We start from the raw sequence: 20,690 nt of genomic DNA, 5'->3' as shown, positions 1-20,690 counted from the left end.
GATGAAAAGATTACTGTTAGTATTTTTAATTATGACATCATCTGTTTATGCAAATGATGTCGACAACATGTTTGGAGGCGGAGAGGATCAATTTGAATTTGAAAAATTCTCTAATGAAGAGATTTTGCTACGAATTGAAGAGGATATTAAGGTTTCATGTCGTAAAGGTGAATGTACTCTCTTTTCAAATGAGAATAAGTTTGCTGGTTTTGAAGTTGGCTTCAATATCGGTGAAGGAATGAATCAACAAGCAGGAAGTGGAGTAAATATCTATACAGGAGGTTACGGTGGCCAAATCAGTGGAGAATACTGGGGAGTTAACGTTAGATACTACAACGGTAAATGTACTCAACGTATTAAGGTACCTAGGTCTGTTTATATTGCTATTAACCGTTATATGTATGGTCTACTTGACACAGATGGTAATACACGCCGTGGCTTCACTCCTGCTGATGAAGCAATGATCCTTTTCTATACAACGATCATAGGAAGAGCAAGTGGCTGTACAGCAAATAATGGAAGCTAAATTAATTAAGCTTTTCTTTAATTGTTAAAAAAGATTCAAAATTATAAAACCTCTCTATGTTGAGAGGTTTTTTATTTCTATTCTTAATTACTTTTACGGCCTATGCGAAAATCAAATGGCATGATTGGCAACATCAAGAGTTATATGACTTGATTACGCCACTAACAACAATCGACTTAAACAACCGTGCCTCCTGCGCAATCGATTCTAAGAAACCCACAACATCAATGTTTGTTTTCTTAAATAATACAATACCTGCTAAAGCAGCATATCGTCTCGCAAATCGTACTGGTCAAGACAAAACAAAAGTCATTAAAGAGCTAATTAGAGATTATCGAAATAAGGTAACGCGCCTTCTCTATGAAATTCATCAAAAACTCATTCATCAAGAAATTCCACTCCTACCCTACCTAGATAGTGAAAACAATATTCCTGTCAAATATCAAAAGATCTTAAAAGAGTGTTATGGCAAACTAGAGTGTCCAAAGCTCAATAATTACATGGATGCACTATGGACAAGCTCACATAAGTTAAAACATCGACTATATGATAGCTTTGAAGATAGTAATTATATTCAGAAAAAATATGTCAAAGAAAATGAAACATTTAAGTGTATTAGAATAAAAAAGTTTGGCCCACTACAAGCAAATCTTTTTGGCCAAAAGCCTTCTGTTCAAGACCTTAACCGTATCGCACAAGAGTTACTAGACCTAGACGAAAGAGTAACTGATTGTCGACTAGAAGATATCGACCAGATTGATAACCTACAAGTATCTGGCTACCAGTTTGATATAGAAGGAATAAAAAAGAGGTATTGGGAGAAAAAAATTGGGTTTGATTACTGGAACTCGATGAAACTCTACTTCGCTTGGGCAATGAAAAACTTGAAAGTTGAGAACTCTAAATACGAACAAATTATTAGAAATTCGAATACCCAAGACTATATACTGTTTTCACCTAGTGGATGTAAGAGTGACATCATTCCTGCTTGTAATAACAAAAGACTCGCAGAAAACTCATTTAGAGAGTTCTCCCGTAAGAATTTTGAGAAGGATGCTCTTGAACTCGACATCTTGTCCCCTATATCTGAAGGGGTTCAAAATGATCTTCTAAAAGATCCATTTACGAGTGTTAATCAGGATATTCTCGATATCGCCTCGTATAACGATGCTGATAAATGGATAGAACATATATTCAAAAATCAAACTCAAACTAAGAACTACGTTAAAAATAAACTCATTGATTCATTAACTTTCTTCTCCCTTGTGAGAAATCGTCTTAAGCCAGAAGAAGTTAAAGAACAGCTCGCATTTTATTTTAGGAACTTAGATGGTAATACGATCAAAAATGATCTTTATTACCTATGTGCGGAAACTTCTGTTATTTCGGATGACATCTTTAGTTTCACAAAGAAACATATCGAAGGCCTTAAAGGAACAGATCTTATCGACAACCTTGACCTTATTTTTTCAAAGAAGCCTTATGATGATGTTATCGATTATTATAAGTCCCTAATGGATGAAACTCGTGCCTACTGTAAAAGCCTAGATCAAAAAAACATTTGGAATGGTGAATTTGATATCGAGCTTGAGGGCTTTCATCAGTGGTATATAGATAAGACCAGAGCAGCAAAAACTTTTGAAACATTTCCAGAACAACACTACGAGAGTGACGCGCTCTCGCAAGATTTTATAACTTATGAGAATGGAGACATCATTTGTCGTTCAATAAGTCACTGTTTAAGAAAGTCTATTATCAATATTATAGAAACGTCTCGCGCTAGTTACTACGGGGACCTTTTCTGGAAGGCAAAGTTCTCACAAGCTTCAGCAGATTTAATTAACCCCTACGCAGATCGAGTCTCTTGCAAGGTATATGATCCTTACTTTAAAACAAAGCAAGTCATGACTCAATTTGTGTCAGATATTGGTCAGGGATTAATGAGTTTTTTCACTCCTGGTGTTCTTTATACAAGAGTGAGCTTAACACCTGGCTACGTTACTTCCTTTAATAAGATGATAAAAGATGGGCAAATAGAATTTAATAAAGACTATGAAAAATCAAAAGTTAACGTTGAGCTAATTACTGAATTTGGGCCATTGATTGGAGTTCCTTGTGCACTATCAATTACAGGGAGCACTAAGAGCCCGACGAATTTATATCATTTCAGAGGTATCTCTGTTGGTGCTTGCTTTGATCGTGGCGGTGGTGACATAATCGCAAATAGTGGATCTGATGTATCTTCTACAGATCCTAATCGACGAGCTGCATGTGCTGCATGTCGAATCAACTTTGAAGGCATATCTAACACACTCACCTACTTTAATTCTAAACTCGGTCCATTCTTCTATGTGGCAAGGGCACTTTACAGTTTATATAAGGGCCTAACTGATTTTGATAATATCCCTAGAAGATGGGAGCTAGACTTAGAAAAACTTAAAACCACATATCAACGTTTTGGTGAGATTCCCAAGAGATGCCGTTCGACTCTTTTAAATGGAAACCACTGTTTAAGTAATCAAGAGGAGAAACTAGCTGTAGAGGCAGTTCTTGAGAAAAATTTAACTATATTCGCTTCGAAGAGAGTTGTTAATGGTTACAAATTTAAAGTCAGAGAATGTAAAAATGATTTAACTGTTAGAGTAGAGCAAAATTTTGCGAGGTTATTTTCATCATGCGACCAATAATACTATTATTTCTCTTACCAATTATTAGCACTTATGCATTAAGTGTTAATATTATTTGGACACCAGGCTTTACAAAAGAGCTACACCTAGAGTGTTCTAATATAGGTTGCCTTGATGGACAAAGTTCAGACATAATTGAAGAAGCTATTTGTGATGAATGTTTTTCTGACTCAGTCAACTCTACATTTATATTCAACAATATAACAACCTACCTGCATCCAAATGAATTGATAACTCTTGATGAGTTTATCACTTACCTTTACACAGCGGACTTTATTTCAATCAACTACAACTCTCCCTATGATCTTGTTTCAAGTCGCTCTATGGAAATTAAGAAATTACTCTATAAAGATTTGTGCCCGAATAAGCACGATGCAATTATATTTTTTAAAAGAGGATATGCTGATACATTTTCCTCCCCAGAGCTTATTTACTGTGGAGAGGAAATATATACTGCACAATTATTTTAGATCGTACCAGTTAACACCAAATGCAGGATCGACTTTTAGTGGAACTTTTAATTCGACAACGTTTTCCATACCTTCTTTAATAAGAGTCTTCATCTCATCAAGCTCTGACTCAAGAACATCAAAAATAAGCTCATCGTGTACCTGAAGAATCATTTTAGACTTAAGGCCACGTTTCTTCATTTCTGCATCGATATTAATCATTGCACATTTAATGATATCAGCCGCTGTTCCCTGAATAGGTGAATTAATGGCCATACGCTCGGCATTGGCCTTCACTGTTCGATTATTAGAATGAATGTCAGGAAGGAATCTCTTTCTTCCATACATTGTAATTGAATAACCTGTTTTCTCAGCATCTTCCTTAAGCCCATCTAAGAAGCCTTTGATCTTTGAGAATCTCTCAAAGTATTTTTCAATATACGCCTTAGCATCTTTTCTTGAAATTTTAAGGGCCGAAGCTAAACCAAATGAAGACTGTCCATACATAAGGCCAAAGTTTACTGCCTTAGCTTTTGAACGCTCATCACTTGTAACTTCCTCAAGGGCAATGCCGTTAATTTCACTTGCCGTTTGCGCGTGAATATCTTTGTCTTCATTGAATGCCTTAATCATTGTTGGATCTTCACTATAGTGAGCAAGGATTCTAAGTTCAACTTGTGAATAATCGGCAGCTAAAAGTAAGTTACCAGGTGTAGCTATAAATGCCTTTCTCACAAGTCGTCCCGTTTCGGAACGAATTGGAATATTTTGAAGGTTTGGGTTCACACTTGAAAGTCGGCCAGTTTGAGCAACGTGCTGATTAAAGCTTGTATGAACCTTTCCTGTTTTAGCATTTACAATTTCAGGAAGGGCCTTCACATATGTTGAAAGAATCTTTCCTAATTCACGATACTGTAGAATTAAGCCTGGGACCTCGTTAATATTTTTTGAATCAAGCTCCTCTAGTACAGATGAATCTGTTGAGTAACCTGTCTTCGTCTTTTTAACAACAGGGAATGATAATTCATTAAATAAGAACTCCCCTACTTGTTTTGGTGAATTCAAATTAATTGTGTCATTCATTGAATATGAATCAACTTTCTTTTGAATTTTATCTAAAGACTCTTGCAGATCTTTTGCCATTTCATAAAGGTATTCTTTATTTAAGTGTACACCTTCAAACTCCATTTCAGCTAATATTGAAATTAGCTTGTTATCTATATCTTCATATACACTAACAAGTTCTTTTTCTTTAAGTTCTTCTTTTAGCTGATTTGCAAGCCTAAAGACTGCGATCGATCTTAGCCCAGAATAAGAAGCCTTATCTTCACTCGTTTCAAGTGAGGTAATGAAAGGAGTCTTCTTATCAAGAGTCGTTACTTTTACATTTACATTAGATGCGATAACTTCAAGATTATGTCTTGTACTTGGGCTTACATTATAGTGGGCCAAAGTGACATCAAAATTCTTGGCCCTAAAAACTAGTCCACGTCGAAGTAAGTGAGAATAGTCACGTTTCGAATGCTCGCTATATACCTCTATCGACTCATTACCCCATATTAACTCTAGTAATTCTTTTTCATTAGAATCATTCACTTCGACAAAGAATGAATTGTTATCATCAAATGAAATACTTAAACCTACAAGATTACGAGCATGAATATCTTCACTATCAAACTCAGTTTGGACCGCAAGGGCCGCTTGATCTTTAAGAATCGCTTTTAATTCTTCAAGAGTCGTAACCTTGTGCTCAAATGGAGATGTCAGCTCTTCACCTTCTCCTTCATCGCCATTAGCAATAGAAAGTTGGTATTTTAGATCTTCCATTCTCTTAATCATTGAATTCATACCAAGATCTTTTAAAAATGTCAGAAGCTCCTCTGAAGGATAGAATCTAATCTCAGAATCCTCTGCCTGACATTCTAAATCAATATCTGTAACAATTTTAATTAATTCTTTCGAAAGCTTCGCATCCTCAACATGTTCAGTAAAAGCAGTTGTTAATTTCTTACCTTTAAATGTATCTGAAACTTCAAAACATTTCTCAAGAGTATCGTGCTCGGCAAGTAACTTTGCAGCTCCCTTTGCACCAATACCACGCATACCTGGAATATTATCAGAAGTGTCCCCAACCATTGATAAGTAATCTACGATCTGATCAGGGCGTACCCCCATCTTTTCAAAGACACCTTTCTCATCATAAGTAACATCCTTCATCGTATCGAGCATCTTAATATTGTCACCAACAAATTGCATAAGGTCCTTATCTCCTGAGGCAATTAGGATTTCATCAAAGTCATCTTTCCATTGAATAACAGTTGACCCAATAATATCGTCGGCCTCATATGTTTCATTTGCAACATTGAGAAGCCCCATCTTGTCGATAAGTTCTTTAATAAGTGCAAACTGAGGAACAAGCTCTTCAGGTGGTTCAGAACGATTGGCCTTATACTGATCATAAAGCTCATTTCTAAAAGAGCCGCCCGAAGTATCTCGAGCAAGAAGCATATGTGTTGGCCTATAATTGGCCATAATTTTTAATAACATTGAAAGTACACCATAAGTAGCATTAACTGGTGTTCCATCCGGAGCATTCATTGAACGAATTGCAAAAAATGCACGGAATATAAAATTACTGACGTCGACGACGATTAATCTTTTCTTTGACATAAAATCTCCAATTTATGCTATAAATCTAGCCAATTATGTTGAATCTGTTAATGATTAATATGGAGAATCGACCATGGACAATGCACAAAAGATTGAGATTTATAATAGAGTAAAGCGTGATATCTTTGCTATTTGTGAGGGCGAAAGTAGCACTATCGCAAAAATGGCCACAATTTCTTGTGTTTTAAAACAAGCATTTTCACATTATTACTGGTGTGGGTTCTACATGGTTGACCCAAATAAGGAACAAGAGCTTGTCGTTGGCCCATACCAAGGAACGCTTGGTTGTCTTCGCATCCCTTTTGGTAAGGGGGTTTGCGGAACTGCTGCTCAACTTCTTGAAACACAAATCGTTGAAGATGTTCATGCAATTGCCAACCACATCACTTGTGACCCAAAGAGTCAGTCAGAGATTGTTATTCCGGTAATTGAAAATAAAAAATTAATTGCAGTTCTTGATGTTGATAGCGATAGACTTGCAAGCTTCAATGAAATTGATAAATCTAATTTAGAAGAGATTATCAATACTATTTTTCTTAATTAAGCCTGCGATCCTTGGTCTTCAAACCAATTTGTTTTACGCTTCTTAATTGCAAGCATCGTATCATCGTTTGCCATAACAGTTGTGTCGGCCATAACGTCACCTAACCTATGGCCTGAGTCTAACTTATAAAGAAGATATAACTCAATCCCAACAATTGGAATCCCTACTATTACTGCCATAAACCAACCAGCGACAGGGATAATGGCAAACACTAATGGAATAATAAAAGGCAGATTTCTAATAAAGCTTTGCTTAAGAGAACAAGGTGATCCATCAACTAAAGAAATGACCCTAAAGCCGATAAACTTCTTACCAACAGACTGTCCATTTTGAATTGAGTCAGCAAAAGTTAGATAGACGATCGAAAGAAGAATACCAATTGGATACAAGAATAGAGACAAGACAACGACAATAAAAAGGTCAATTGCCTTTGCGAGTATGCGTGAATAACGTGCAACCTTAATGGCCGACTTTAAAAGGTACTTTCTATCCATACAATTATCTTATCCTATGAATTTTATTAGAAAACAAGGCATTTTTTGCACCTAGTCCAAACAATAGATATTAACTAAAGAAATGCTTAACTTCTCTATCAGTCAATAGACTTTGATTAATAGCCAAAAATAGGATTTTAATATATAACTTTAGACTGAGACTAAATAGAGCACATACGCTCTGGAGGATAATTATATGAGTACTGTTGGTAAAACTGACGTAACAAACTTTGAATCTGATGTACTAAAAAGCGCGAAGCCAGTTCTAGTAGACTTCTGGGCAGAGTGGTGTGGACCTTGTAAAACTCTTGGGCCAGTACTTGATGAAGTGGCATCAGAAATTGGTGAAACTGCAACAATCTTAAAAGTGAACGTTGATGATAACGGTGAACTTGCTCAACAATACGGAATTAGAGGGATCCCAACAATGATCTTCTTTAAAGACGGTCAAGCAAGTAAAACTCTTGTTGGTGTTCAAACTAAAGAAGAAATTAAGAAGTCTTTAGAAGAACTTATGTAATAAAAGCCTCTACGATAGAGGCTTTTCTTTTTTGAGAAGGAATTTATGTCAAACTTTATTTCCCACGCATTTAATCACGCCCAAGAAACTCTAACTAAATTTATCGCAAATGAAGAAAACTTCGCCACTATGGAGAAAGCGATAAACGAAATGGTTACGGCCATTAAAAATGGAGGACGTGTCATTAGCTGTGGAAATGGTGGTTCAATGTGCGATGCTATGCACTTCGCAGAAGAACTAACAGGACGTTTTCGTAAAGATCGCCCGGCAATGCCAGCTATTGCTATCGCCGACTCTTCTCATATCACATGTGTGGCCAATGACTATGGTTTTGAATATATCTTTTCAAAATATGTTGAGGCCCATGGACACAAAGGAGATGTCCTTCTTGCCATCTCAACTTCAGGTAATTCACCAAATTGCCTTGAGGCCGTAAAATCTGCTCATGAAAAAGGGATGAAAGTAGTCGGTCTTCTTGGAAAAGGCGGTGGAAAGATGAAAGATCTTGTGGACTTCCCTATCGTTATTGAAGCAGATCTTTCTGATCGCATTCAAGAAATGCATATTAAAATTATTCATACGTTCATAGAGGGAATTGAGCGCCAAGTTTTCCCTCAAAATTACTAAAGAATTACGAGTAAGAATCGGCAGTTTATTCCAAGTCTTTAAAATCAAGTGCTTGACGCGAATATGAGTTAAAATATTCTTAAGTTAGTACATAATTTTAAGGAGCTATAAATGGAAGGCACAGCTGTATCATCGGTAAACACGATCGCTGCTTTTTTTCAAAACGGTGGAATCTTCATGTGGATCATTCTCTTTATTTGGGCAGTAGGTCTGGCCATTGGATTAGAAAGATTCTTTAAACTAAGCTTTAAATTTGATGTTGATGGGGCTTCATTTATGAATGAACTTCGTCGCTATATTATGGCAAATGATGTTGAAGGTGCCTCGCGTGTATGTTCAGGATCAAGCGCTGCTCTACCAAAGGTATTAAGAAGTGGACTTGAAAGAGCTTCTGCTAAACCAGAGCAAATTCAAAATGCAATCGATGCTACAGCTTTAGAAGTTATTCCAAAAGTTGAACTAAGACTTAACTACTTACAGCTAATTGCAAATATCTCAACACTATTTGGACTACTAGGAACAATTCAAGGTCTAATCGCTTCATTTGCGGCCGTTGCTGCTGCAGACCCTACACAAAAAGCAGAGCTTCTTGCAAAAGGTATTTCACAAGCGATGAACACAACATTCCTTGGTCTACTTGTTGCAATCACTATTATGATCATTCACGCTTTCCTAAGTTCAAAGTCAGAAAAGATCATCAATGAGATCGATGAGTATTCAGTTAAGTTAATGGACATCTTAAATACAGAAGAAAGTAAGTAATTATGTATAGAAAACCGAGTCGAAAATATAAGAATAAGAAAGTTGAGAGACTGAATCTAATTCCAATTTTAGATTCGGTCTTTATCTTTATCTTCTTTCTTTTAATGTCTGCAAACTTTGTGAGAATTTACGAGATTGGATCTGATGTTCCTATCATTTCTAACTCTACTCCCCCAAAGAAGAAAAAAGAAAGATTAGACCTAACTCTAAAGATTAACACAAGTAGTATTACTCTTCACTCTGGCCCGAATGAGAGACGTATTTTCACGGCCGGAAAAACAGCTGAAGGAGAATATGATCTATTCAAATTAAGAGAAAAGTTAATTGACCTTAAGAAGAGATATGTCGATGAGAAAGAAGTTATCTTCATCCCAAATGCAAATATCTCTTACGAAGAACTAATTAAAATTATGGATGCTGTTCGCGATATTAAGAAAACAGATCCAGAAGTTTGGACAAAGAGAGATGGGCAGGACGTAAAAGTTCTTGAGCTCTTTAACAATATTATTTTTGGCGATACACAATCGTAGAAATAAAGAATCAGGTTTATTATGAGAAATCGTTCAATTAGAAATAGAGGAATCAGAAGAAAGAAGGAACCCTTTGATATAGATATCACTTCCCTTCTCGACATTCTTGTTATTCTTCTTGTATTCCTAATTCGCAGTTATGATACAACGGGTGTAATTCTTAATATTCCAAAAGATATTACAATTCCACACTCGGCCTCAAAGTCTATTAATGAGCAAGGTGTTGTTGTTCAAGTTTCGACAAAGATCGTTTGGGTTGATGATAAAGAAGTCCTTAATACTGAAACTTTCAAAGGACAACTCTACTCTCAAGGTGGGAAGCTTATTGTTCCACTATATAACGAGCTCGTTGCAAAGAAGAAAGAAATTGATGATCTTGCAAAGATGACACCTAATGCGAAGAAGTTCTCGGGTATTGTGAATCTCGTTATTGATAAATCTTTGAAGTATAATTATGTTAAGAAACTTATGCATACTGCTGCAGAAGCGGGGTTTCAACAGTATAAATTCGTTGTTTTAGGGCAAGAGTAACATCGTGCGATCAAAGATTGCCCGACGGCAAGCTTTGGCGCACAAATGAATGTGACAGGAGAAAGCTAGCCGCAGGCGCGGCTTTCGGTTATATTAGCTCTAAAAGAATCTCGTTAATGTAACGCCAAACTCATCATCACCATCAAGGACGTACAGTCCTCGATTGTCGGCCTTGGCATCATCACCAATAGTCACTCCACGAAAGTTTAACTTCATCTTCCAAGCATTGTTTAAACGACGCTCATAACTTAAGTAGTATAGAGTCTCCCCTGCTCTTTCAAGGTCAATATAGAGGCCTAACATAAATTCATTAGAATACGCATCGTTTAGAGCTAGACGATGACCAATAAAGAGGTCATTTTGAAAAATCTGAGCTTGGCTTCTCTTATTCTTCCCAACACCTAGAACACGCTGGTATTCAGTATAGAACCCTGAGCTCCAGTTATTATCGTAATTATAAGTATACTCATGACCAATAGACGCTAGTTGATAATTAAAGATTTCTCTTTGCCCACCTGTATAGTCAATAATTGATACTGAATCATTTACGTTAAAGTCTGAATAAAGATATTCAAATTTAAAAGTTTGCTCACCCCAAAAATAAGTAGCAGCGGTACCATAATCAGCAACATCTAGATAATAAGCATTGATATTTCCTGCTAATAGATCAGGTACTGATGCAGCTGCAAAGATAGGTCTAGTACGATCGATATGATCCATTGCAAAGACAGTTAAGTCTAGATCACCAAACTGATGAGCATAGTAAACTGCGAATTGATCAAATTGATTATCTTCATCAGAGTCCGTAATTTTATTGCCTTTAACGACATTTTGCTTCTGAGGACTAAGGCCATCAAAGATTCTCATTTTAGAATCTGGATAGAAACCTTCTTTAAAATATGGCATATAGATAAACTTCATCGTCCCAATACTTGTGTAGTGACTTAGAACAACAGAAGTTTCCCCAAGCTTTTCAAATCGTTCAATATTGCCATCATTGATACGAGAGTTGATGACGTCCACAACATGATATGCTTCTAGACGTGACCACATAAACATATGCTGACCAACTGATGCCTGCCAATTCCCAAAACTTCGTCCTATATTAAACTCATTGAAGTCAACATAGCTATTATCCTGGTACTTCTCATCAGCACGACCAATTAGAGAAAGGTTATACTCCCATCCGCTCCAGTCGCCTCTATCTTCTAGAGCAACTTTAACAAAGGCCAATTCATTTGGCTGATCCTCACCTAAAAGAGTTTGAGCATCATCAATATAACCTCTAAAGTTTAACGAAACCTCTCCTCTACCATCAGCGAGAGAGCTAAGACTTGATAGAGTAAGTGCACCTGTGATTAATCCGTATATTAGTGTTTTCAATTTACTTTAACTTCCTCTTAGTAAGATCATTCTCATTAACGGTCTTACCAATAACTCTATTCTTCCACTTAAAAATCGACTGCTTCTTATTGTTAAGATTTAGCATAAGAATTTTATTAGCACGCCACATCTTTCTCTTACCAACAGTGTAAGATTTGAAGTCATCCATTGTAGAAGTTTTTATATGTTCATTTCTTTTGTTGTAATACTCTGACTTAACTGGTGCTAAATACTTTTGAGAAACATAAAGAACTACCTTAGAGTAAGAACTCTTTGCCTTTGCAACTCTTTCAAGTACCCAAACTTTTTGTCCTCCAACCTTGTCATCTCTTAGATATTTATAATTATATTTTTCAATTGTTTGACCACCGATATCCTCAAACGAGAACTCAGAGCCCATGAACGAGCTTCCTTTTGAGCGTGAGTTAATTTTTTTCACTCTCTTTAAAGACGGAAGATAAAGCCATTGGTCATCATCTTTTTCATTTTTCCATGTCCAAGTAAGTAGCTTAGTTCCCTTAACATCAAGTGGCTTTTTAAACTCCATTAAGCTCTTGTCAACGCCATCAAATTCTCCTGAAGCTCCTAGCATTTCGCGGATAATTTCAACACCACTTGAATCAACTAGGACAAGCTCCATCGTTGATGTGTCACCAATATAACCTTTATTCGCTTGATCCATTTTCCTAGCGATCTCTAGGCCTTTATCATTAGCAAATACAGAAAGTGTTAATAACATTAATAAAAGTTTAACTATCTTCATTAGAAACCTCGTGTTTTTTCGGTATGTTTTCCCATCAGATAGTAGCATTCACAACACAATGATTGAACATTTACTCGTGATAATGACAATGGATTCATTAAATTATTGAAAATATGCCCCTTATTTTACAACAAGGGGCGTTAGCGTTTTTTTATGAACTTAGTAAGCGCTTGAATTTAAGTTAAGTGGTACGTGAACACCAACTTCGGCCCCACCTTTTGGACGTGGGAATTGAATTGTTTTGAGATGGTTAACAACACAATTTTTTACACTTGGCGGAACACCTCGGTCAGCTTTGGCAACACTTGCCTTTGTCACGTTACCAGAGGCACCGATAACAAATTCCATTCCAAGTACTCCAGAAATACCTTTCTGTTGAACATCAAGTTCTTTTTGGTAACAGTATCTAAACTGTGGAACGTTTTCCATCAGAATTCGCATAATATCATTTCGATCCATTGAACCTAAGATTACCTCACGATACGGTACACCAGCAATATAAACTTGTTTCTTTTGAACAAGTCCATCTGTGCCAAATGATGATGAAAGTTTTCCACTCGCCTTACTACTTAATGAACCTACTTCCGCCTTTACATCTGCTTTTTGAACTTGTGCAGAATCACCTGTCGATAGTGCAGAGTTATCATCTGCAAAACTTTCACTTGCGCCAGAGCCAGCTTTAAAAGAGTTTAGAGCTCCGCCCTTGGCCATTAGAGAGTTCATTGAAGAGGTAAAAGATGTTGATTTATAAACATCAACTTTTCCGCGACTTTTTCTATTTGTCGCCAACTTCTTCACCGTTGTTTTCTTATTTGTTGTACGTGCAGGTTTAGATGCTTTCTTTTTCTTTTGTCTTACAACTTGCTTATCATTTGGCTTGCCTTGTCTGGCCTTACCTTTTTTCGGAGTAGACGTAGACTTCTGTCTTGGATCTCCCTTACTCTTTGTCACCTTTCTTGGTTTCTCAACATTAGAGACGGCCTGCTTAACTGGTGCCTTCTTTTCAACTTTCTTTTTAACTTCATTTTTAACAACATTCTTTTTCTTAGTAACACGAAGTTGTTTTGGTCGATAAAGAATTTTTGCGATTCTTTCTGGAACCTTCTCTTTTTCTATTTCTTTATCAACTTTAAAATTCAGCATTCCAGCTGCAAAGACTATAAAGAAAAGAAGACAGAAAACAAGATATTTCCTTAATTCTTTATCACGTCTAAAGATTGGAGCCGTCTTAACAATTGGAGGAGCTTCAGTTCCCCTAATAAAAACTTTTAAATTATCTTTTTCAAAAATATGAATATCATCACGGCGAAGAGAACTTTTAGCATTTTTATTATTTAAGAATGTACGATGCTTAAATCCAGGAATAGTTCCTACTGCAACATCATTCTTTCTAATATCTAGGAGTTCAACTTTTTCCTTCTTGCCTAGATATGGAAACTCAATATCATTCCCACTAGCATTTGAGCCTACTAAGTAGAATTTTCCATCTTTGTGAGGAACATAATCTAGTGAAACAATTTTTCCATTAAAAAGGATAATGACTTCAGCTGCTTCTTTATCAATACTATATTTAAAGATAGGGTAAATTTCATCTGGCTCTTCAAATATATATTCAGAAAATTTTACATTATCATCGATACTTAGAGGATAGTTAACTTGATACTCTTCATCCTTTCTAATTCTCTCATCATTAAATTTTGGCTGCTTTGGTAAGTTCTTCACAACCTCTTGAGGGTGAATTAGTTGTTGAGGAGGGAGTTGTGCAGTCGAATCAAATGTGAACGAATAATTACCTATAGTAATAGTCTCCCCACCTCTAAGTTCAGTTGTAACAATTTCCTCACCATTTACGAGTACAGGTTTTAATGAAGACATACTGTAGATTGATACCTTGTCCGCAAACTCAATAAGACAATGGATATCATCTATACCAGCACCTCTCATTCGTACATCACAAGAGTCACTTGCCCCTAAGATAATACGATTTTTCTGAGGTAGACGAATATCTTTTTTACCTTTTAAATAAAATGATCTTCCTTGATCCACTTCTACTCCCTAGCGTATACGATCCAAACCTTTCATCATTTCAAGATGAAAATTTGGTTTTGAAGGTAATTTATTTTTAAATTGACGAAGGTAGCGACTCGAAACTGTAATTTCACCAGGAGCACCTAATTCTCCATCAACACTAATCTCTTCAAGATTAAATTGTTCAAACTTCTTATATTTATAGACTACTTTTTCCTTAACAGACTTTTGTCCATAAGCTTGAGTAGTAAATAATAACAACATGGCAGACATTAAAACTTTCATCATTACATCTTCCTAATTTGTTGATAGAACGCCTTATCTTTAGAGTTCATATCAGTAGTATCTAAATCGCTTTGAATTGTGATTGCATGCTCACTCTTTAATTGCTTTAAAGAGTAGTAAAGCGCAATCTTAAGACTTGGGATATCAATATAATCGGAGTTCATTTCTTTAAGAATTGTATAAGCATACTTAGGTTTAGCATCAAAAAGGTAAGAATAAACTAATGAATTAATTACATCACGATCATTCTTATTCAGCGAGTAAAGTCGCTTAAGTAATGAAGTCGACTTTGAATACAGTCCATATCTAATGTAAATATTGGCCAGGTTAAACATTGCCGTCTTATTGTTCTTCTTAACAATTAAAACTTGCTTAAAGGCTGCAATGGCCTTCGCATCTTTATCTTCATCTACGTAGACCACACCAATATTATTAATTGCTGGGATATACTTATCGTCTAAAGCAACAGCTTTGTTGAAATATACTTTTGCAAGCCTCTTATTTCCAGACTTATAAGAGCAGATACCTTGTTGATTCCAATATGAAGGATTGGCCTTGTACTTCTCATACATTTGATCGAGTTGAGCAAGTCCTTCTTTCGTATTTCCCATATAACAAAGACCAACAAGTCCCGTTTTATTTGAATCAATTTCTTCTAGTTTATCTAACTTTACTTTGTCTAGAGACTCATCCTCGAGAACATCATCAACGAGGTCATTAATTAAATGATAGTCTGCGTCTGCATTATAGCGAATCTGACTCTTAGGTTTAAAATCTGCGTTTGTAAGATTTTCTATATGCTCACTATCTTCAAGTTGTTGAGTTGTCCCCTTATTCGAAGAAGCACATGAAAACATTAGCAGCATTGAAAGAATAGCTAAATACTTCATTAACGATTCCCCCTTTTATCCATTAAGACAGGCCCTGTCATTGTTGGAAGACCTAGGCCTTGTCGTGACAGACTCCCAAAGTTCTTCGTTAGAACATCGTTCTTATTTATTAAGTTATCTAATTCTCTTTTTAACTGACGTGACTTAGTTGCAAGGTTTACTGAAACATTTGCCATGCTTGCCTTAAAAGATTTCACATATTCAGCAGATTTACCTGTAGGTGAAAAATTTCCAACAGCAGACGAGAATTGATCAAAAGAGTTAATTAAAAGAGAGTAACTCTTAACCATTGCCTCACCTGACCCCATTGCTACGATACCAGCGACCGTTCCCTGGATGCGATCCAAGCGATTAAACTTTAGCTTCATCGTGTTATTAAACTTATTCTCTGGAAAACTAAGTGAGATAGAATTAAAGTTATTAACTTCATTCTCTAACTTATCAACTTCCATTAAAGCGACTTCATCTATTGTTTCAATTGCTAGATTCTTCTTCTTTTTCACTTTATTGTAGATATATCTTAGCTCTCCTGCATAACGTGAACTATTCTTCTGCGACCTAGAAAGCTTCGAAAGTTTACCTACATATTCAGACTTCTTATATAAGCTCTTTGTATAGGCACTTAAACGTTGACGATATATCGCATCGGCCTTACTTAGTAATTTAAAGTCAATATAGTAATCAAAGATTTGTTCATATGATGTTAGTAAAGTTGAGTTCTTGAATCGACACTTAGATTGTTCATCAACAAATCTAACAGCAGCGCTATCTTTTCGAGTAGCAAGTCCCATAACAATATAGTTTTTTAAGAGCCCCTCTTTATTCTTATTTCTAATTGAACATGTTTTTGATAATAACTTCTGCGTAAGGCCCATACCAGCATCAACTCTTTGCCTTAGAAATAATTCACTAATAATACTATTAAATGATTCATAGAACTTAGTAATCTCAGAAAGAAGCATTTCATCAATTGCGCGCTCTAACCATTTTGACATTAAATCAATATTACCTGATTCATAAAAAAGAACAGCAATATTATAAGCAGCATTTCTTTTGGCCTCTGCAGTACTTTCTTTATCTTTATAGATAAAGAGGTATCCTTTTAATGCTGTGACCTTGTCACCTTTTTGATTTGCTTTTTGAATATCTGAAAACTGAGCAACAAGAATAATTTTATTTAAATGAGTAATAAAGCCCCTTCTAAGAGGAATCCCTGTTGACTTTAATTCCCCAACAAAGCTCATAAGATCTGTCTTATTCTTTTGCGACTTATGTAAGTCAACAATTCGACCAATCATTGCCTCATTCTTTGAAATTGCTCTTGGATTTTCTTTGGCGTAAACAAAGAATAATTCCTGTGCCTTTTTAGTATTTTTTTGTTCATCAACATAATAAGAGAATAATTTTTCAACGGCCTTATTCTTTTTAACCTTTGAATCTTCATGCTTAATATATGTTGAAAAAACTTTTTCAAAGTACTTTGATCTAATTGATGCAGATGTTTTTTTATCATTTAGTACGACAATCATACCTGCTAGAGAACGTTTAAAGTATATATTATCCGTCTTATCTGAAGAGATAACCTTGTCATACATAAAGAGTGCTTGCTTATATTCAGCTGCCGCATAGTAAGATTCGCCAGCGTAGAAGAGCGCTCTCTCACTTAAGCTAGAGTCAACTTCTTGCGAAATATAGTAAAGCTCTGCTGCAATTCTTCCCTTAAACCTCATGACTTTTGGGCGTTTCTTATTGTGCGCCATCCCCAATTCTTTTTGAAGATGAGCTGCTCTCTTTGTCACATAAAAAAGCGCTTCTTTTCTTTGTTCAGGATTCAATTTTGTTTTAGTAATTGAACGAGCAAAGACAAGAAAGTTCTTGTTATTGTTATACTTATCGTAAATTTGTAGAAGTTGAACTAAAGACTTCGCCTTATATTCTTCATTCTTCCCATTAAATGCAGACTTAAACATGCTAGCGGCTTGTGAATACTTTTGTTTATCAAGAAGAAACATTCCCATATCGTAGAAGTTTTTCTCAGGAGTTCCTTTTTCATTCTGGTAAAACTGAAGTGCTCTTTTTGTGTCGCCTTTATCAGCATAGAAATAACCTACATCACGTCCGGCCATATCTTTCTTATCAATATACTTTGGACTCTTAGATAGGCTGTGAACTTCTTTCATCTGCTTAATCGCAGTATTCTTCTTTCCTACTCTAAAGTTTGACCAAGCTAGATTGTATAAGTACTTTGTATACCATTTATCATCTTTAATTTTATAGATGACAGTATCGTAGTATCTCTTAGACTTATTAAAGTCCCCTTCTCGATAGTAGATATCACCTAGTGCAAGACGTGATTTTACACCAATTAGGTCATTCTTTGGCGCCGACTTAACGGACTTAACAAATAATGACTTTGCACGATCCATTTGAACATTCTCTAGTTCATTATAAGCTAGAATATAGTAGATATGTGAACGGGCCTTTGCATTTGGTCTCTTTTTTAAGATTGCTAGGCCAATCTGTTGTGCGCGATTGTAGTAAGAGCTAGATTCTGCAAAAAACTTCTTACGATCAATACGCTTCTTAACCTTAATATCTAAATTAAAAAAGTTCTCATTCTCTTGTTCACGAATGATTCGGCCCTTTTCTAAATTAAGCTCGGCCATACGTAAATCGAGCATTGTATCGTTTTTTGAAAATCGTTTCATACGTACAAGCTCTTTAAGCTCCATATCGATTACTGAAACAATACGATCTCTTTTAGTATTAAGTTTGATACCAAAAGAATTAAAACTTATAAGAGTTGCAAATAATAAAACCTTAATCATTTCTGACACTCCGATCGAAGAGCAAATACATAATCACCTAATTCATCTGCCCAAAACTCACCATTGAATGACCAAAAGTATTGTTTTGAGTTTCTCTTAAGGTATTTAATGTCACCCCTTGCGCCCGTATCAGTAATTCCACTATACAAGCGTGCTTTTCTTGCATTTAAAGCTTCAAGTCTTAAATAACTCAAACCTACAAATGATTTTTCTAACTGAGCTGAAGTTAGCTTAAAAACCTTCTTTACATATGACCCTATAAGCTTCTGCTGTAAAAACAGTGAATCTTTTAAGTTTATCGCAAGAATTTTTCTGAGTCTTCTATTTCTAACTTTTTTAATTGATTTAATTTCTCTTAGCCCATCTTTATAACTCTTATAAAGCTGAATGAATGCTGGATCTTTTCTTACATTCTCAAGAAGCTTATTCGTCAATGAATCGTAATACTTCTTCCCATCAACATAACTATTGATAAATTTAAAGTACCACTCAAGTGAATGCTTTTTAGCAAGCATCCTATCAATTACTTGCTTAGACTTATCAAATTCTTTGTAATGATCATCGATGATATTGGACATATCATCATAAAGACATAATTTATAATAACTAAGGGCCTTTAAAACATTAATTTCAGGATTAACTACATAATTTAGAACAGGAGCTTTGTATGTTACAAGCTTACCAAGAGTCCTGTTATAGTCTCCCTTGTAATAACTATTCCAAGCCTCTTCAATTAGTAATTCAGGCCATATATATGATCTTTTATCAATATCAATAAATGCTAGTTCAGAAGCTTCTAGATTTCTTTGCTCATATTTTACTCGAGCAATACCGGCCAAGCAGTAGTCTTGATTAATTTGAAGTTGCCTTGCACGAACTTCGTCATTACTACTTGTTGATTGATCAATACAATTTTCAAATGCACCGACTGCCGCCTTAAAGCTTCTTAGCATCGTAAATGCTACACCTTCAAGGTGTAAGGCAAATGGCTTAACAGGGTGAGCAGCGGGGATAGTTCCGTTTAAAGTTTGTAGTGCTTCCTTGTACTTTCTTCTCTTCAGTTGTTTTTTTGCAAGTAGGTACTTTAGTGTTGGAGAATCTATGTTTTTAAGATAACTTTCCGGAAGTAGAATAAACTGTCTATCTCCTACTTTTGATACAACTTGTTCAAAAAGATACTCAAAATTCTTATTCGTTCTTCCTTTATATGTAACTAAGTACTCTTTCACATAAGGTACTGCTGTATGGTACATCTCTTTATCAATTAATTGTTTAATGATATTTGGATAACGAGTAATGCGGTTTTTTGATTTCGTTAAATCGGTCCATATTGACTCAAGAGCGTAAGCCTGACCCAATATTAGAAATGTTATAAGCGCTTTTTTAAACACAATAGCTTCCTTTATAAGTCAAACTGAACAGCGAAAGTTAGATCAATATTTGAATATAGTTGGTCACTTTCTGAACCTGACTCCCTTGCAGGTGCTGCTTGATATAGGATTCCGTTTATATCTGCTCTAATACTCCAAGATTGATTAATATAGAACTTAGTTGATACATCCCACATTAGTCCTGTGTGAGATTCGTCAATCGTTAGACCTGGGTTTGGTGAACCTGCCCTAACTTCTGGGCCGTTATTTGTTTCGTTAAGTTTTGCGAAACCTAGACCAAAGATCCAATCAACGTATAAAATAGTATTGAATGTATTTATTTTAGAATAAAAAGGTGCCCAAGTTGCCATAGCACCAATATAGTCATTTACAATTCTTCTAAACGGAATGGAGCCACTACCTCCACCATTACTATTTCTAACTGAAGCGGCCGTATCATTTTCTTCACCTGAATTTGAAGAGTAGATAAACTCGGCTCCAAGTTCTTCACTAAAAAAATAACCCGCTCTTAACTGCATTGAGGTTGAGTCAACGAATGCACCTGAAAGAGTCTTGCCGAATCCTCCACTCACAAAGAAGCGTTGCTGTTTTTTGAACTTACGATTTTGAAGTACATAAATTTCTTTATCTTTATCAAGCCATGAAAAATTGTAGAGATCACTTTCTGCTGCGAAAGTTTTAATCGTCATAAAAGTTAAAAATAATACAAAGATCATCCTAATCATTATAGCGTCCTGCCTTTCAAATAGTTGGATTTACAGAGATTATTTTAACATAAGATG

Annotated in this window: 19 protein-coding genes; 9 read left to right on the top strand and 10 right to left on the bottom strand. The window is 35.6% G+C overall.

Annotated elements, in window-relative coordinates; translation table 11 throughout:
* The first annotated feature begins 1 nt into the window (after position 1).
* From M902_RS10795 to M902_RS10785, 3 genes are read left to right on the top strand one after another with little or no spacing between them, the layout of a single operon-like run.
* Positions 2–526, top strand: a complete 525-nt coding sequence (locus tag M902_RS10795) for a hypothetical protein (protein WP_021268342.1) — start codon at positions 2–4, stop codon at positions 524–526.
* 56 nt (positions 527–582) lie between these two features.
* Positions 583–3,213, top strand: coding sequence for a hypothetical protein (locus M902_RS10790; protein WP_021268097.1), 2,631 nt, complete (start codon positions 583–585; stop codon positions 3,211–3,213).
* Positions 3,201–3,683 carry a hypothetical protein gene (locus tag M902_RS10785; protein WP_040314703.1) on the top strand — a complete coding sequence of 161 codons (483 nt, stop codon included), beginning with the start codon at positions 3,201–3,203 and terminating at the stop codon, positions 3,681–3,683. The genes M902_RS10790 and M902_RS10785 overlap by 13 nt, the downstream gene beginning before the upstream one ends.
* Here the strand turns inward: M902_RS10785 and polA are convergent.
* Entirely contained in the window at positions 3,675–6,332 is a 2,658-nt protein-coding gene (polA, locus tag M902_RS10780; protein ID WP_021268198.1) for a DNA polymerase I, read from the bottom strand. The two genes, M902_RS10785 and polA, sit on opposite strands and share 9 nt — an antisense overlap.
* 73 nt (positions 6,333–6,405) lie before the next feature.
* Between polA and M902_RS10775 the strand changes: the two genes are divergently transcribed.
* The gene (locus tag M902_RS10775) at positions 6,406–6,876 is read left to right on the top strand and encodes a GAF domain-containing protein (RefSeq protein WP_021268189.1); all 471 of its coding nucleotides are present in this window, start codon (positions 6,406–6,408) and stop codon (positions 6,874–6,876) included.
* Here M902_RS10775 and M902_RS10770 read toward each other — a convergent pair.
* On the bottom strand, positions 6,873–7,370 hold the full coding sequence (locus M902_RS10770) for an RDD family protein (RefSeq protein WP_021267934.1): 498 nt from the start codon (positions 7,368–7,370) through the stop codon (positions 6,873–6,875). The genes M902_RS10775 and M902_RS10770 overlap by 4 nt on opposite strands.
* A gap of 196 nt (positions 7,371–7,566) precedes the next feature.
* On the opposite strand from M902_RS10770, the gene trxA reads away from it, so the two are divergent.
* From trxA to M902_RS10745, 5 genes are all read left to right on the top strand, one after another.
* A complete protein-coding gene (gene trxA, locus M902_RS10765) occupies positions 7,567–7,890 on the top strand; it encodes a thioredoxin (protein ID WP_021268010.1) in 324 nt (107 codons plus the stop codon).
* A gap of 45 nt (positions 7,891–7,935) precedes the next feature.
* Positions 7,936–8,517, top strand: coding sequence for a D-sedoheptulose 7-phosphate isomerase (gene gmhA / locus M902_RS10760; protein WP_021268590.1), 582 nt, complete (start codon positions 7,936–7,938; stop codon positions 8,515–8,517).
* A 111-nt stretch (positions 8,518–8,628) separates the two neighbouring features.
* Positions 8,629–9,279 (top strand): MotA/TolQ/ExbB proton channel family protein, encoded by a 651-nt coding sequence (locus M902_RS10755; RefSeq protein WP_021268125.1) that lies wholly within the window; start codon positions 8,629–8,631, stop codon positions 9,277–9,279.
* A 2-nt stretch (positions 9,280–9,281) separates the two neighbouring features.
* Positions 9,282–9,809 carry a biopolymer transporter ExbD gene (locus tag M902_RS10750; protein WP_021267811.1) on the top strand — a complete coding sequence of 176 codons (528 nt, stop codon included), beginning with the start codon at positions 9,282–9,284 and terminating at the stop codon, positions 9,807–9,809.
* 21 nt (positions 9,810–9,830) lie between these two features.
* Positions 9,831–10,340: a biopolymer transporter ExbD gene (locus tag M902_RS10745; protein WP_021268040.1), complete on the top strand. Its 510-nt coding sequence runs from the start codon at positions 9,831–9,833 to the stop codon at positions 10,338–10,340.
* A gap of 99 nt (positions 10,341–10,439) precedes the next feature.
* Here the strand turns inward: M902_RS10745 and M902_RS10740 are convergent, their stop codons facing one another.
* From M902_RS10740 to M902_RS10705, 8 genes are all read right to left on the bottom strand, one after another.
* A complete protein-coding gene (locus M902_RS10740; protein WP_021268609.1) occupies positions 10,440–11,723 on the bottom strand; it encodes a hypothetical protein in 1,284 nt (427 codons plus the stop codon).
* A gap of 1 nt (position 11,724) precedes the next feature.
* On the bottom strand, positions 11,725–12,486 hold the full coding sequence (locus tag M902_RS10735) for an outer membrane lipoprotein-sorting protein (RefSeq protein WP_021268630.1): 762 nt from the start codon (positions 12,484–12,486) through the stop codon (positions 11,725–11,727).
* 159 nt (positions 12,487–12,645) lie between these two features.
* A complete protein-coding gene (locus M902_RS10730; RefSeq protein ID WP_021268649.1) occupies positions 12,646–14,532 on the bottom strand; it encodes an AgmX/PglI C-terminal domain-containing protein in 1,887 nt (628 codons plus the stop codon).
* Positions 14,533–14,541: 9 nt separating this feature from the next.
* Positions 14,542–14,802, bottom strand: a complete 261-nt coding sequence (locus tag M902_RS10725; RefSeq protein ID WP_021268589.1) for a hypothetical protein — start codon at positions 14,800–14,802, stop codon at positions 14,542–14,544.
* Positions 14,802–15,689 (bottom strand): hypothetical protein, encoded by an 888-nt coding sequence (locus tag M902_RS10720; RefSeq protein WP_021268406.1) that lies wholly within the window; start codon positions 15,687–15,689, stop codon positions 14,802–14,804. The genes M902_RS10725 and M902_RS10720 overlap by 1 nt, the downstream gene beginning before the upstream one ends.
* Entirely contained in the window at positions 15,689–18,517 is a 2,829-nt protein-coding gene (locus M902_RS10715; RefSeq protein WP_021268235.1) for a tetratricopeptide repeat protein, read from the bottom strand. The genes M902_RS10720 and M902_RS10715 overlap by 1 nt, the downstream gene beginning before the upstream one ends.
* The gene (locus M902_RS10710; RefSeq protein WP_021268138.1) at positions 18,514–19,908 is read right to left on the bottom strand and encodes a hypothetical protein; all 1,395 of its coding nucleotides are present in this window, start codon (positions 19,906–19,908) and stop codon (positions 18,514–18,516) included. Before M902_RS10710 ends, M902_RS10715 begins: the two co-directional genes overlap by 4 nt.
* 11 nt (positions 19,909–19,919) lie before the next feature.
* The gene (locus tag M902_RS10705) at positions 19,920–20,633 is read right to left on the bottom strand and encodes an outer membrane beta-barrel domain-containing protein (RefSeq protein WP_021268060.1); all 714 of its coding nucleotides are present in this window, start codon (positions 20,631–20,633) and stop codon (positions 19,920–19,922) included.
* Between the last annotated feature and the right edge of the window lie 57 nt (positions 20,634–20,690).

This window comes from Bacteriovorax sp. BAL6_X, assembly GCF_000443995.1.
GTDB lineage: Bacteria > Bdellovibrionota > Bacteriovoracia > Bacteriovoracales > Bacteriovoracaceae > Halobacteriovorax_A.
The sequence above is the reverse complement of the archived record's forward strand: the minus strand, read 5'-3'. Positions and strand labels throughout refer to the sequence as shown.